The 12969-nt window shown below is 70.3% G+C and carries 12 protein-coding genes; 9 read left to right on the top strand and 3 right to left on the bottom strand.

What is annotated here, in order from left to right:
• On the top strand, window positions 1-278 hold a 278-nt coding region (locus tag IRZ18_05450), incomplete at its 5' end, for a hypothetical protein (protein MBX5476550.1).
• A 369-nt stretch (window positions 279-647) separates the two neighbouring features.
• On the opposite strand, the gene IRZ18_05445 is transcribed toward IRZ18_05450, so the two are convergent.
• The 3 genes from IRZ18_05445 to IRZ18_05435 form a co-directional block, all read right to left on the bottom strand.
• Window positions 648-1085: a GatB/YqeY domain-containing protein gene (locus tag IRZ18_05445; GenBank protein MBX5476549.1), complete on the bottom strand. Its 438-nt coding sequence runs from the start codon at window positions 1083-1085 to the stop codon at window positions 648-650.
• Between the two features lie 150 nt (window positions 1086-1235).
• Window positions 1236-1616 (bottom strand): hypothetical protein, encoded by a 381-nt coding sequence (locus IRZ18_05440; protein MBX5476548.1) that lies wholly within the window; start codon window positions 1614-1616, stop codon window positions 1236-1238.
• Window positions 1617-1776: 160 nt separating this feature from the next.
• A complete protein-coding gene (locus IRZ18_05435) occupies window positions 1777-2523 on the bottom strand; it encodes a hypothetical protein (GenBank protein ID MBX5476547.1) in 747 nt (248 codons plus the stop codon).
• A gap of 193 nt (window positions 2524-2716) precedes the next feature.
• On the opposite strand from IRZ18_05435, the gene IRZ18_05430 reads away from it, so the two are divergent.
• The 8 genes from IRZ18_05430 to IRZ18_05395 all read left to right on the top strand — a co-directional run.
• A complete protein-coding gene (locus IRZ18_05430) occupies window positions 2717-3415 on the top strand; it encodes a Crp/Fnr family transcriptional regulator (protein MBX5476546.1) in 699 nt (232 codons plus the stop codon).
• Window positions 3416-3561: 146 nt separating this feature from the next.
• A complete protein-coding gene (locus tag IRZ18_05425) occupies window positions 3562-4653 on the top strand; it encodes a tellurite resistance/C4-dicarboxylate transporter family protein (protein ID MBX5476545.1) in 1092 nt (363 codons plus the stop codon).
• A gap of 76 nt (window positions 4654-4729) precedes the next feature.
• The gene (locus tag IRZ18_05420) at window positions 4730-8407 is read left to right on the top strand and encodes a nitrate reductase subunit alpha (GenBank protein MBX5476544.1); all 3678 of its coding nucleotides are present in this window, start codon (window positions 4730-4732) and stop codon (window positions 8405-8407) included.
• Window positions 8373-9872 carry a nitrate reductase subunit beta gene (gene narH / locus IRZ18_05415; GenBank protein ID MBX5476543.1) on the top strand — a complete coding sequence of 500 codons (1500 nt, stop codon included), beginning with the start codon at window positions 8373-8375 and terminating at the stop codon, window positions 9870-9872. The genes IRZ18_05420 and narH overlap by 35 nt, the downstream gene beginning before the upstream one ends.
• Window positions 9869-10468, top strand: a complete 600-nt coding sequence (narJ, locus tag IRZ18_05410; GenBank protein MBX5476542.1) for a nitrate reductase molybdenum cofactor assembly chaperone — start codon at window positions 9869-9871, stop codon at window positions 10466-10468. The genes narH and narJ overlap by 4 nt, the downstream gene beginning before the upstream one ends.
• On the top strand, window positions 10465-11241 hold the full coding sequence (narI, locus tag IRZ18_05405) for a respiratory nitrate reductase subunit gamma (GenBank protein ID MBX5476541.1): 777 nt from the start codon (window positions 10465-10467) through the stop codon (window positions 11239-11241). Before narJ ends, narI begins: the two co-directional genes overlap by 4 nt.
• The gene (locus IRZ18_05400; protein ID MBX5476540.1) at window positions 11238-12512 is read left to right on the top strand and encodes a molybdopterin molybdotransferase MoeA; all 1275 of its coding nucleotides are present in this window, start codon (window positions 11238-11240) and stop codon (window positions 12510-12512) included. Before narI ends, IRZ18_05400 begins: the two co-directional genes overlap by 4 nt.
• Window positions 12433-12969, top strand: a 537-nt coding sequence (locus IRZ18_05395) for a molybdopterin-guanine dinucleotide biosynthesis protein MobB (GenBank protein ID MBX5476539.1), incomplete at its 3' end; no start/stop codon positions are given. The genes IRZ18_05400 and IRZ18_05395, both read left to right, overlap by 80 nt.

The raw sequence follows: 12969 nt of genomic DNA, 5'->3' as shown, positions 1-12969 counted from the left end.
ACGGGGATCAGGCTCTGGTCGTGGCAGGATTCGGGACGGTCGATGACCGGGTGGCGCATGTCCGCGTGATGACCGATGATGGACGGTCTCTTCTGATCCGTCCTTCTCACGGTTACTACTTGTATGATTTCGTGCTGGTCGGCGCCCCCTCGATCGGCATCTTCCCTGAGATCAAGGACATCCAATTCCTTGACAGCCAGAAACACATCATCGGTCACATGTCAGTATCCTGCGAGTTCCCGAGAGAGGCGATCCCGGGCTGGAGCGACTCTCTATGAATGTCGTGATCCCTGCGTTGTGAACCCGCCTCAACTCACCGGTCGCTTTGGTGCGGAAGGTGGTCGCGACGGTTCCACAAGAGGGGAATGCCCAACGGGAATTGAAACACCCGGTCTACTTCGAGACGACGGCGCCGACGCGGACGTTCCACAGGAGGGGGATTCCCAACGGGAATTGAAACTTGGCGGTGAGGTAGGCCTCCCTGTCGTTGGCCGTTCCAGTTCTGAATAGAAGCGCAAGGGCCAGTGCCGCGGGCGGTGGAAATCTTCGCGCCACGAGAGAAGCGAATTGTCCACCGGTAGCGAAGCACTGTCAGGTGCCGGCGTCCGGCCCTGCTCAATACGTCACACAGTGGGTTGCCGCTACCCTCACCCCCACACCTCCGCCGCGATCCGGCTCACTTCCCTCTTGTCCGCGCGGCCCTGGATCTCCGCCATGAGGCCCTTCATGAACTCGCCCTTGCTCTGCGGCTTCACGCGCTCGAGGTAGGCCTTCACGAACTCGCGGATCTCGTCCTCGTTCATCTGCTTGGGCAGGTAGGCGGACAGCGTGGCGATGCGCGCCTCCATCTGCTCCGCCTGCTTCTGGTGCGCGGGCGACTTCCGGTACATCTCCAGGGATTCGCGCGCCTGCTTGATCTCCTTCTGGATGAGGTCGAGGACGGCGGCGTCGTCCAGCTCGCGGCCGGCCGCTTCCTTCTCCCGGTTGACGATGGCCGCCTTCAGCAGGCGCAGCGTGGCCAGGCGGTCGGCGTCCTTTTCGCGCAGCGCCGCCTTCATGTCCGCGTCGATCTGTTCCTTCAACATGGGTGCGGCCTCCTCAACCGTAGTGTCGGACGCTGGTACGGTGCTCGTCGTGCAGCGTCTCCAATCCATCGTAGCAAGCGGCCGCGACCCGGTTGAGGCCTGTCCTCCTAGTTCAGGTGCGCCGTCAAGCGGAATGCGACGGTGCAGCGCTCACGTCTGCGCTCGCTGTGCAGAAAGACCCCACAGGCCGATCGACGCCATCACGGCGCCCACCCAGGAGAAACTCGTGACGCTGGGCCAACCCAACGCGGGGACGAACGGCGACACTGCGATGCACAACCCGAGCATCACGATGACGAGATCGGCCGCGCGCGAACGAGCCATCGCTTCCCTGGACTGCGGCCCCTGTCGGAACGTCGTCGCGGCCAGCCAGGTCAGAACGAGGGCCGAGGGCCACGGTGCAAGGAAGAAGCCTGCCCAACCGGACACCGGGCTGAACGAAGCCGCCGCAGCGGTCTTCGCAGCGTCCATTGCAGCCGCAGAAGCGGCCCAAACGACGACGGCCAGGATGGCGACCAAGATCCGTGCCATCGCGCACCTCCGGACTGGATTCATTTGATGGTTATATTTCAGCTTATTCCTCTGGTGGCCGGACAGGTCCTTTTCGTGTTCCTGAAGCGCCGCAGCCCCGGACATCGCCGGGGCTGCGGTCGGGACTGCGCGCCAGCCTGCCGTGGGGAGCGCGGCGAGGCTAGGAGATCGACGCCGGGTTCGTGGGCGGCGTCTCCGACGGCGCGCCGTCCCAGGAAGGATGTTCGGTGCGCGGCCCGCGGTGGAACCTGAGGCCGGGCTGCGTCACCAGCTTCGTGAGCCGGTCCTTGCTCTGGGAGAGGATCTTCTGCTCCTGGTCGGCCGTCAGCCGGCCGTTCTGAACGGCCTGGTCGAGCTTCTTCTTCATCGCGTCCACCAAGCCGTTCACCAGGGCGTCCTGCGACACGCCGTGCGCCTGGGCCACCTGGGCGAGGCTCTGGCCGTTCTTCAACGCGGAGGCCAGCTCATCGACGGAGACGCCGATGACGTTGGCCGCGTCCTTCAGAACGGGCCCGCCGAAGCGACCCCACTTGCCGCCCCACGCACGCGGGCGCTCAAAGCCGAAGAACCCCAGCCGCCCCTTCGACTGCGCATCCTGGATGCGCTTCGTGAGGCGGTCCGCCTGCTCGGCGGTCATCTTGCCGTCCTTCTGGGCGTCCTGCACCGCCTGGGCGAGGCTGTCGTTGACGTCCTTCACAAGCGTGCTGCGGTCAATGCCGAGCTTTGCGGCGAGGTTTGCGAGGAAGTGGTCCATGAGGTATGCGCGGAGGGACGTCGGCTGCGTCTGCGTCGCGTTGGCGGACGGCGCGGCATGCGCGACGAACGCGCCGCCCCAGGCGCTGCCGGCCGTGACCAGGCCGGCGAGGGCCAGTCCGGCGGCGACCTTTCCCAGCGAAAGCTTCACCATGGCTCACCTCCTTCCGACCTGAGCATGGCCCGCATTCGTCAACGGGGTGTCAACGGAGGGAGAACGAATGGCAAACGCGCCTTGGCAATTCATGGGCGGCCGGCGAACGGATTCACCCTGGCCCGCGCGGGGTCGTGCTCGCCGCCGTCAAAAAGTAAGATGAACGTGAGCGCAAGAGAACCGGGGCGATGTCATGCAGCTGAACGCCGAGGATCTGCGCAAGGTCTCCATCTTTGCCGGGCTCGACGAGGAAGCCCGGGCGTATCTCGCCGCGCACAGCCGGGTGCACCGGTATCCGAAGGGCGCCATCCTCTTTTTTGAGGGCGACGAGGCGGAACAGCTCTATTTCGTGATCCGCGGCGCGGTGCGGGTGTTCCAGTCGCTCTCCGACGGCCGCGAGTTCACGCTGGAGCACCTCGGTCCCTGGGAAGTCCTGGCGGCCGTGTGCTTCTTTGACGGCGGCCCGTACCCGGCGTCAGCGGAGACGCTGGAGGCGTCCGCCGTCGCCCAGCTGGACTATCGCGTCGTCGCGCACCTGATGGAGACGCGTCCGAACGTGGCCCTGGCGTTCCTGCGCATGCTCTGCGGCCGGCTGCGGCGTGCGCACGCGCGCGCCACGGACCTGGCCATCCGCAACGTGCACGAGCGGCTGGCGTCGATCCTCCTTCAGCTGCGCGAAGACCAGTCGCGCGCCGGCACCGGCCTGCTTCCGGCCCGCGCGGCCGACCTCGGCCGGCTGATCGGCGCGGCCCGCGAGACGGTGACGCGCGCGCTGCACGACTTCGCGCGGCAGGGCGCCGTCGTCGTCGAACGGGGGCGCGTGCGCGTGACGGACCCCGATAAGCTAAGAACCTGGGTGCAATTCCCTTCTCAAGGCCTGCCCGACCGGTGATCCCTGAGGTCCGCACGGCCGGGGCCGTTCGGTCGGCCGAATTTGTCCCTTCGACCCTTCCAAGTTCAGGCGAACGGGCGATCCGCCGCCCGCGGCGCGGATGGTACCATCCGGGCGACGCGCACCATGACGCTGGGGGGGTGTCCGTGCCGTTGGGTTCGCGGGCCCGGCGTGAAGCTGCCATCGGCGCGCGCCTTCAGGCGTCCATTTTCCAGGCGATCGAGGGCCTGTATCCCGGGTATTTCGCTCTGGTCATGGCCACCGGGATCTTGTCCGTCGCCATGTTCCGGCTGGGGAATCGGGCGCTGTCGGACGCCCTTCTGTGGACGGGCGAAGTCGCGTACGGCGCGCTGCTGCTCGCCACCGCCGCGCGAGCCCTCCGGTTCCGGCGGCGGCTGGCGGCGGACCTCAAGGACCCGCGGACGGTGTTCACATTTTTCACCTTCGTGGCCGCGAGCGACGTGCTGGGCGTGCGCCTGCTGATGGCCGGCGCGCCCGCGGCCGCCTGGGCGCTGGGGCTTGCGGCGGGCGGCGCGTGCGCCGTCCTGGTCTACTGGGCGTTCGGCCTTCTGTTCCTCGCCAACGATCAGCCGCCGGAGCGCATCGTGAACGGTGGCTGGCTCATCTCGGTGGTGGGGACGGAGTCGCTGTCGATCCTCGCGGCGCGGCTTTCGGACGTCGCGCCGTCATGGGCGCCGGAACTGATGCTCCTGTCGTTCGCCCTGTGGAGCGTCGGCGTGGCGGGGTATGCCGTCTTGATCATCTTCATCATCGGCCGCCTCGGGTTTTCGAAGGTGCAGCCCGCGGATCTCTCGCCCCCGTACTGGATCAGCATGGGCGCGGCGGCCATCAGCACGGTGGGCGGGGCGAACCTGCTCTCCCACGGAGGCGTGCCCTTTCTCCACCCGGCGGTTCCGGCCGTCTATGTCGCCACGCTGGCCCTCTGGTCCTGGGCCGGCGGCTGGATTCCCCTGCTCGTCGTCATGGGCGTCTGGAAGTACGGCGTGCGCGGTTTGCCGCTGACGTATGAGCCCGCGCTGTGGAGCGTCGTCTTCCCGCTGGGGATGTTCTCCGTGGCCACGCTTGAAGTGGCCGGATTCACGGGGCTGGCGTTCCTCGCCCGCTTCGCGCGGGCGTTCGCGTGGGTCGCCTTCGCGGCGTGGGGCCTGACGTTCGCCGGCATGCTGCGCGCGTGGGCGCGGCGGATCGGCGCGGGCCCGGCGCCCGCCTCGGAGTAGCCGCGGGCGCGCGCCATGGCCGGAGGCATGAGAGGGGATGTGATCGGTGGCGGAATCGGAAGCGACGAAACGGCTGATGAAGTCTCTCCAGTACTTCCGGCGCGGGGAACGCTACGGCGGCGGGTGGCAGGAGCTGAACCCGCGCGACCGGGAGTGGGAGGACGCCTACCGCGGCCGCTGGCAGCACGACAAGGTGGTCCGCACGACGCACGGCGTGAACTGCACCGGCTCCTGCAGCTGGAAGGTCCACGTGAAGGGCGGCATCATCACGTGGGAGACCCAGCAGACGGACTACCCCTCCAACGGGCCGGACGCGCCGGAGTACGAGCCGCGCGGGTGCCCGCGGGGCGCGAGCTTCTCCTGGTACACGTACAGCCCGCTGCGCGTCAAGCACCCCTACGTGCGCCGCGCGCTCCTCGAACGCTGGCGCCGCGCGCTGGCTGAGCAGGGCGATCCGGTGCGGGCGTGGGAGCGCCTGGTGCAGGACCGCGAGGCGGTCGCCGCGTACAAGCGCGCCCGCGGCCACGGCGGTTTCGTGCGCGCGAGCTGGGACGAGGTGGAGGCGCTCATCGCGGCGGCCACCGTGCACACGGTCAAGACGTACGGCCCCGACCGCGTGGCCGGCTTCAGCCCGATCCCGGCCATGTCGATGGCGAGCTACGCCAGCGGCGCCCGGTTCCTGTCGCTGCTCGGCGGCGTGGTCATCAGCTTCTACGACTGGTACTGCGACCTGCCCATCGCGTCCCCGCAGGTGTGGGGCGAGCAGACGGACGTCCCGGAAAGCGCCGACTGGTACAACAGCGGCTACGTGATCGTGTGGGGGTCGAACATCCCCATGACGCGCACGCCGGACGCGCACTTCCTCGCCGAGGTGCGCTACCGCGGGGCGCGCATCGTCAACGTCAGCCCGGATTATGCGGAGAGCACGAAGTTCGCGGACGAGTGGCTGCCCGCGGCGCCCGGCACGGACGCCGCGCTGGGCATGGCGATGACGCACGTCATTCTCAAGGAATTTTACGCCGACCGCCAGGAGCCTTACTTCCAGGAGTACGCCAAGCAGTACACCGACCTGCCGTTCCTCGTGGTGCTGCGGCCGCTCGAGGACGGCGGCTACGCGGCCGACCGCTTCCTGCGCGCCAGCGACCTCGGCGTCGAGACGCCGAACGCGGAGTGGAAGCTCGTCCTGCGCGACGCCGCCACGGGGCGCCTCGTCGTGCCGGGCGGCACCCTCGGGTTCCGCTGGGACGGGAGCGGGCGCTGGAACCTCGAGATGAAGGACGGGATCACCGGGGAGCCGTTCGACCCGGCGTTGACGCTTTTGGGCGCGCATGACGAGGTGGCCACCGTCGCCTTCCCCGTGTTCGCCGACGACGGTGCGACGCTCACGCGCCGGGGCGTGCCGGCGATGCGCGTGCGGACGGCCGCGGGCGAGCGGCTCGTGACGACCGTCCTCGACCTGATGATGGCGAACGCAGGCGTGGGGCGGGGGCTGCCCGGCGAATACCCGCGGGACTATGACGACCCCAAGCCGTACACGCCGGCCTGGCAGGAGGCCATCACGGGCGTCGACCGCCGCCAGGCGATCTCCGTCGCCCGCGGCTTCGCCCGCAACGCGGCCGCCACGCGCGGCCGGTCGATGGTCATCATGGGCGCCGGCATCAACCACTGGTTCCACAGTGACGAGACGTACCGCGCGATCCTGAACCTGGTGCTGCTCTGCGGCTGCCAGGGCCGCAACGGCGGGGGCTGGGCCCACTACGTGGGGCAGGAGAAGGTGAGGCCGCTCGAGGGCTGGTCGACCATCGCGTTCGCCCGCGACTGGGGGATGCCGGCGCGCCAGCAGAACGGGACGTCGTTCTGGTACTTCGCCACCGACCAGTTCCGCTACGAGGAGGCGACGGCGAAGGCGCTGGCCTCGCCGCTCGGCGGCCGCTGGGGCGACCTGCCCTTCGCCGACTACAACGTGATCGCGGCACGGCTCGGCTGGCTGCCGAGCTACCCGCAGTTCGACGCGAACCCCCTCGACCTGGCCGGGGCGGACGGGGACACGGCCGTGCGCGACGTCGTGCGGCGGCTGAAGGACGGCTCGCTCCGCTTCGCCGTCGAGGATCCGGACGCGCCCGAAAACTTCCCGCGCGTGCTCTTCGTCTGGCGCGGCAACCTGCTCACCGCGAGCGGCAAGGGCCAGGAGTACTTCCTCCGTCACCTGCTCGGCACGGGGCACGGGGTTCTCGCGGACGAGGACGTGGCGGAGCGGCCGCGGGAGATCGTGTGGCGGGAGCCGGCCCCGGAGGGGAAGCTCGACCTTCTGGTGACGCTCGACTTCCGCATGTCGGGCACCGCGCTCTACTCCGACATCGTGCTTCCGGCCGCGACCTGGTACGAGAAGGACGACCTCAGCAGCACCGACATGCACCCCTTCGTGCACCCGTTCAACCCGGCCATCGCGCCGCCGTGGGAGGCCCGCACGGACTGGGACATCTTCAAGGGCATCGCCCGGAAGGTGAGCGAGCTGGGTGCGAAGCACCTCGGCGTCCGCCGCGACCTGGTGGCGCTGCCCCTGGCCCACGATTCGCCGGATGAGCTCGCGCAGCCGCTCGGGCGCGTCCAGGACTGGAAGCGCGGCGAGGCCGAGCCGGTTCCCGGCAAGACCATGCCGAGGCTCGTCGTGGTGGAGCGGGACTACGGCGCCATTTACGACAAGATGGTCGCGCTCGGGCCGGAGGTGCGGGAGAACGGGCTGGCGGTCAAGGGCATCCGCTGGTCCGCGGAGGAGGAGTACGGGCACCTCAAGCGCACGCTGGGCACCCACGCCTGCGGTCCCGCGGCCGGCTGCCCGCGGCTGGAGACGGCGCGCCAGGTGTGCGACGCGATCCTCACGCTGTCCGGCGCGACGAACGGCGCGGTGGCCGTCAAGGGCTGGACCGCGCTGGAGGCTCGCACGGGGCGGCGGCTGGCCGACCTGGCCGAGGGGCGCGCGCACGAGCGCTTCACGATGCACGACCTCACGGCGCAGCCGCGCAAGACGATCACCGCGCCCGCGTGGAGCGGCATCGAGGAGGAGGAGCGGCGCTACACCGCGTTCGCGGTCAACGTCGACCGGCTCGTGCCCTGGCGCACGCTGTCCGGCCGGCAGCACTTCTACCTCGACCACGAGTGGATCCTGGACTTCGGCGAGGCGCTGCCGCTCTACCGCCCGCCGCTGGACCTCCGGGCGTTCCTGAACGCGGCCGAGCGCGCCCGCGCCGGCGAGCGGCCGGAGATCGCGCTGCGCTACATCACGCCGCACGGCAAGTGGTCGATCCACAGCACCTACGGCGACAACGAGCGGATGCTCACGCTCTTCCGCGGCGGTCCGGCGATCTGGCTCAACAAGGACGACGCGGCCGCCATCGGCGTGGAGGACAACGACTGGGTGGAGGTCGTCAGCCGCAACGGCGTGGTGATGGCGCGGGCCGTGCCCAGCCACCGGCTGCCTCGCGGGATGTGCCTCTATTACCACGTCCAGGACCGCACGGTGCACGTGCCCGTCAGCCCGATCACGGGGCAGCGGGCCGGCGGGCACAACAGCGTCACGAAGATCCACGTCAAGCCGACGCACATGATCGGGGGCTACGCCCAGTTCAGCTACGCCTTCAACTACTACGGGCCGAACGGCAGCCAGCGCGACGAGATCGTCCTCGTGCGCAAGGCGGCGGCCGCCGAGGGGGGTGTCTGGGGTGAAGGTCAAGGTCAACGTGTCCATGGTGCTTAACCTCGACAAGTGCATCGGCTGCCACACGTGCAGCGTCACCTGCAAGAACACGTGGACCAACCGCCCCGGGGCCGAGTACATGTGGTTCAACAACGTGGAGACGAAGCCCGGCGTGGGGTATCCCAGGGAGTGGGAGAACCAGGAGAAGTGGCGCGGCGGCTGGGAGCTGAAGAACGGGAAGCTGGAGCTGAAGGGCGGTTCGCGGCTCTCCCGCCTGGCGCGGATCTTCTTCAACCCGGACCTCCCGGAGATCGACGACTACTACGAGCCCTGGAGCTATGACTACGAGACGCTCAGCCAGGCGCCGGAAGGGCCCGTGCAGCCGGTGGCGCGCGCGCGTTCCTCGATCACCGGCGAGCCGCGCGATCCGGAGTGGGGGCCGAACTGGGAGGACGACCTGGCCGGCGGCCACGTGACCGGCCCGCGCGACCCGAACGCGCGCGCCATGGAGGAAGAGATCCGGTTCGAGTACGAGCAGGCGTTCATGATGTACCTGCCTCGCCTGTGCGAGCACTGCCTCAACCCGGCGTGCGTGGCGGCCTGCCCGTCCGGCGCCATGTACAAGCGGGACGAGGACGGCATCGTCCTCGTCGACCAGACGGCCTGCCGGGCGTGGCGGTTCTGCGTGAGCAGCTGCCCGTACAAGAAGGTGTACTTCAACTGGCACACGCAAAAGGCCGAGAAGTGCACGTTCTGCTACCCGCGCATCGAGGCCGGGCTGCCGACAGTCTGCGCGGAGACGTGCGTCGGCCGCATCCGGTACATCGGGGTCATCCTCTACGACGCCGACCGGGTGAAGGAGGCCGCCTCCACCCCGGACCCCAAGCGCCTCCTGGACGCGCAACTCGGCATCTTCCTCGATCCCCACGATCCGGAGGTCGTTCGCGCGGCGCGGCGCGACGGCATCCCGGACAACGTGATCGAGGCGGCGCGCCGCTCGCCGATCTACAAGCTCGCCGTCCAATGGCGCGTCGCGTTGCCGCTCCACCCGGAGTACCGCACGCTGCCGATGGTCTGGTACGTGCCGCCGCTGTCCCCGCTGTCGAGCCGCTTCGGCGAGAACTCACCCGCCGGCGACGATCCCGACATCTTCTTCCCGGCCGTGGAAGCCATGCGCATCCCGGTCCAGTACCTCGCGAACCTCCTGGCGGCGGGGGATGAGGGCATCATCCGCACGGTCCTGTGCAAGCTATGGGCGATGCGGGTCTACATGCGCTCCGTCGAGTTCCAGGGCGAACCGCGGGAAGACGTGCTGCAGAGGGTCGGCCTGACGCCCGAGGAGGCGCGCGACATGTACCGCCTGCTGGCCATCGCCAAGTACGAGGACCGCTTCGTGATCCCGCCGACGCACCGGGAGCTGGCCGAGCAGGTCTTCGGGCTGCAGGGCGCGTGCGGGCTGGACTTTGCGGGCGGGCCCGGCCCGTGCGGCGGCCACACCATCACCGTGGAAAGGCGGCGGGCATGATGAGGATCGGCACGGCAAAGCCAGAGACGGCGACGGCCGACGCGCACCGGTTGCTCTGCGGGATGGCGTCGCGGCTCCTTCGTTACCCGGACGAGACGTGGCGGGAGCAGGCCGCCCTGGTGCGCGAGGTCCTGGAGCGCGAGATGCCGGTCTCTCCGCAAGTGCTGCAACTCCTGGGATTCGTCGCGGACGTCGACTCGCGGTCCCTGGAGGACTGGCAAGAGCTGTACGTCCGGACGTTCGACCTCAACCCGGACACGCCGCTGAACCTGACGGCCGTCGTCTTCGGCGAGGAGAAGGACCGCGGGCGCACGCCGCAACGCGGGTATGCGCTGGTCCAGCTCGGCGAGGCGTACGCGAGCGCCGGCTACGAACTGTCGGAGGCGGAGCTTCCCGACTACCTGCCGGCGCTGCTGGAGTTCGTCGCGCATGAAGGGTGCCGGCACCTGGAGCGGTACCTGCCGCCGTTGCTGGCTGCGGTGAAGGAGCTGGCGGAGCGCACGGAGAGGGCGGCGTCCCCCTATGCGCCGGTCCTGAGGGTCGCGCACGACGCCATGTCCGCGCTCGCCCGTCCAGGGAGGGGGACGGTGCGATGACGACCGGCTGGCCGCTCTTCTGGTGGGTCATCTACCCGTACGTGGCGCTCACGATCTTCGTCGTCGGCCACGTGTTCCGCTACGCCACCGACAAGTACGGGTGGGGCTCGCACTCCAGCGAGATCCTGGAGAAGCGGACGCTGCGCTGGGCCAGCCCCCTGTTCCACTACGGGACGCTCATGGTGATCGCCGGCCACGTCGGCGGCATTCTCGTCCCGCTCCGCGTGTATCGCCAGCTGGGCTTCCCCGAGGAGCTGTACCACTGGCTGGCCATCGGCATCGGCGGGATCTCCGGGAGCGCCATGGTGGCGGGACTCCTCGGCCTCCTGTGGCGGCGGCTGACCGTCCGCCGGGTCCGCGCCATCACGAGTCCCTCCGACTGGCTGGTGCTCGTCCTGCTGCTGATCGTCGCGGGACTCGGCCTGGCGTTGGCCATCGGCCGCAATCTGGTGGTCGGCCCCTACGAGTACCGCGCCACCATCGCGCCGTGGTTCCGCGGGCTCCTCCTGCTGCATCCGGACCCGTCGCTCATGACCCGCGTGCCGCTCCTGTTCCAGATCCACGTGGCCGCCTCGTTCCTGCTGTTCGCCGTCTGGCCGTTCACGCGCCTCGTGCACGTGTGGAGCGTGCCCGTCGCCTACCTGCGCCGGGCGACGATCCTGTACCGCTCGCGCTCGACGCGGCCGGCGGCGCCGGCGATGCCTCCCGCCGGGTACCCGGCGGCCGGCCGGTGGCATGGCCACGACCGCTCCGGGGAGGGGACGGTCGCATGACGACGTCGTTCGACCGCGCCGAGGCGCTGGTCCGCGGCCTCGCCCCGCGCGGCGGGACGGAGTGGGTGCCTCTCCGCGAGGCGGCCGGGCGCATCGCGGCCGAGACGGTGCACGCGCCCGGGCCGTTGCCGCGGGCTCCCCGCGCCGCCATGGACGGATACGCGCTCCGGTACGAGGACATCGACGACGCGTCGTGGGAGCGACAGGCGTTTCCGGTGGCGTTCGAGCTCCTGGCGGGGGACCCGCCGCTCCGGCCCCTGCCGGCCATGTCGTGCGCCGCCGTGGCCACGGGGGCGTGGCTGCCGGACGGCGCCAGCGTGGTCGTGCCGTGGGAGTGGACGCAGCGGGAAGGGGGCACGATCCGGCTCAAGCACAGGCCGGAGCGGGGCCAGAACGTCATGCTGCCCGGGGAGGAGGTGCGCGAGGGGGCGCCCCTCGTGAGGGCGGGCGAGCGCATCCACGCGCGTCACGTTGCCGGCCTCGCGGCGTTCGGCATCCGCGGGCTGGCCGTGCGGCGCCGGCTGCGCGTGGCGATCTTTCAGACCGGCGACGAGCTTGCGGACGTGGACGAGTCCGAGACCGCCGGCCCCTACCGCATCGTCAACAGCTCGGCGCACGCGCTGCGCGCCGAGCTGGCGGCCCTCGGCTTCGACGTGCGCGACTTCGGCCGCGTGCCGGACCGCCTGGCCGCCCTTCACGCGACGATCGCGAAGGCGCTCGACTGGAACCCGGACGCCGTGGTGACCACGGGGGGCGTCTCCGTCGGGTCCCGCGACCTCGTTCCCGCCGCATGGGAGGAACTCGGCGCGCGACGCCACATTTGGCGGGTGACGATGAAGCCCGGCAAGGCGTTGTACGTCGCCAGCCTGGACGATGTGTGGATCTTCGGCCTCTCGGGGAACCCGCCGGCCGCGCTGGCGGCGTATTACGCGCTCGTGCGCCCCGGCCTCGCCGCGCTGGCCGGCGTCCGCCTCGACGACAAGACCTCCGCCGTCCTGGCCAACGACTGCGCGAAGAAGGCGGATCGGACGCGACTGCTCTGGGCGGTCCGCACCCATCGTCCCGGCGCCTACGCGCACCTGGAGGGCGCGCCGGTGTTGGAGAGCATCATCCGGGCCGACGCCCTTCTCGTGTTGCCCCCGCGCAAGGATCCGTACCGCGCCGGCGACGTCGTCGAAGCCGTGCGCCTGGATGCGCCGGTCGCCGGCCCTTCGACCGAGGCGGCCGCCGCCGCGGCCGCGCCCGCGTTCACGCATGTTCCACGGAACTGAACCGCCCGTCATCGGGTTTGTGGGCCCTTCCGGGGCGGGCAAGACGACCCTCCTGGAACGTCTCCTCGCGCGCTGGGCGCGGAGCGGGTGGCGCGTGGGCGTCATCAAGCACGCGCACCATGCGCTGCGGCCGGACGATCCGAACACGGACACGGCGCGGCTGGCCCGGGCCGGCGCGGCGGCCGTGCGGGCCGCGCCGTGGGAGGAGCCCTGGCACGCCGCCGTGCGCCGGCTCGTCGAGCAGGATCCCTGCCTCGACTGGATCGTCGCCGAGGGATACCACGCCGCGCCCGTCGTCCAGATCCTCGTCGTCCGCGACGCGCGTGACGCGGCCGCGGAGCGGGAGCGGGCCCGGGGTTGGGTCGTGGGGGTCGTGGCCGGCGGCCGCGGGTCGCAGGCGGGAGGCGTGCGGGCGTGGACGCCCGCCGACGTGGCCGAACTCGCGGCGTTCGTGGCC

This window comes from Clostridia bacterium, from assembly GCA_019683875.1.
In the GTDB taxonomy this organism is placed as follows: Bacteria; Bacillota; Sulfobacillia; order RBS10-35; family Bu92; genus Bu92.
The sequence above is the reverse complement of the archived record's forward strand: the minus strand, read 5'-3'. Positions and strand labels throughout refer to the sequence as shown.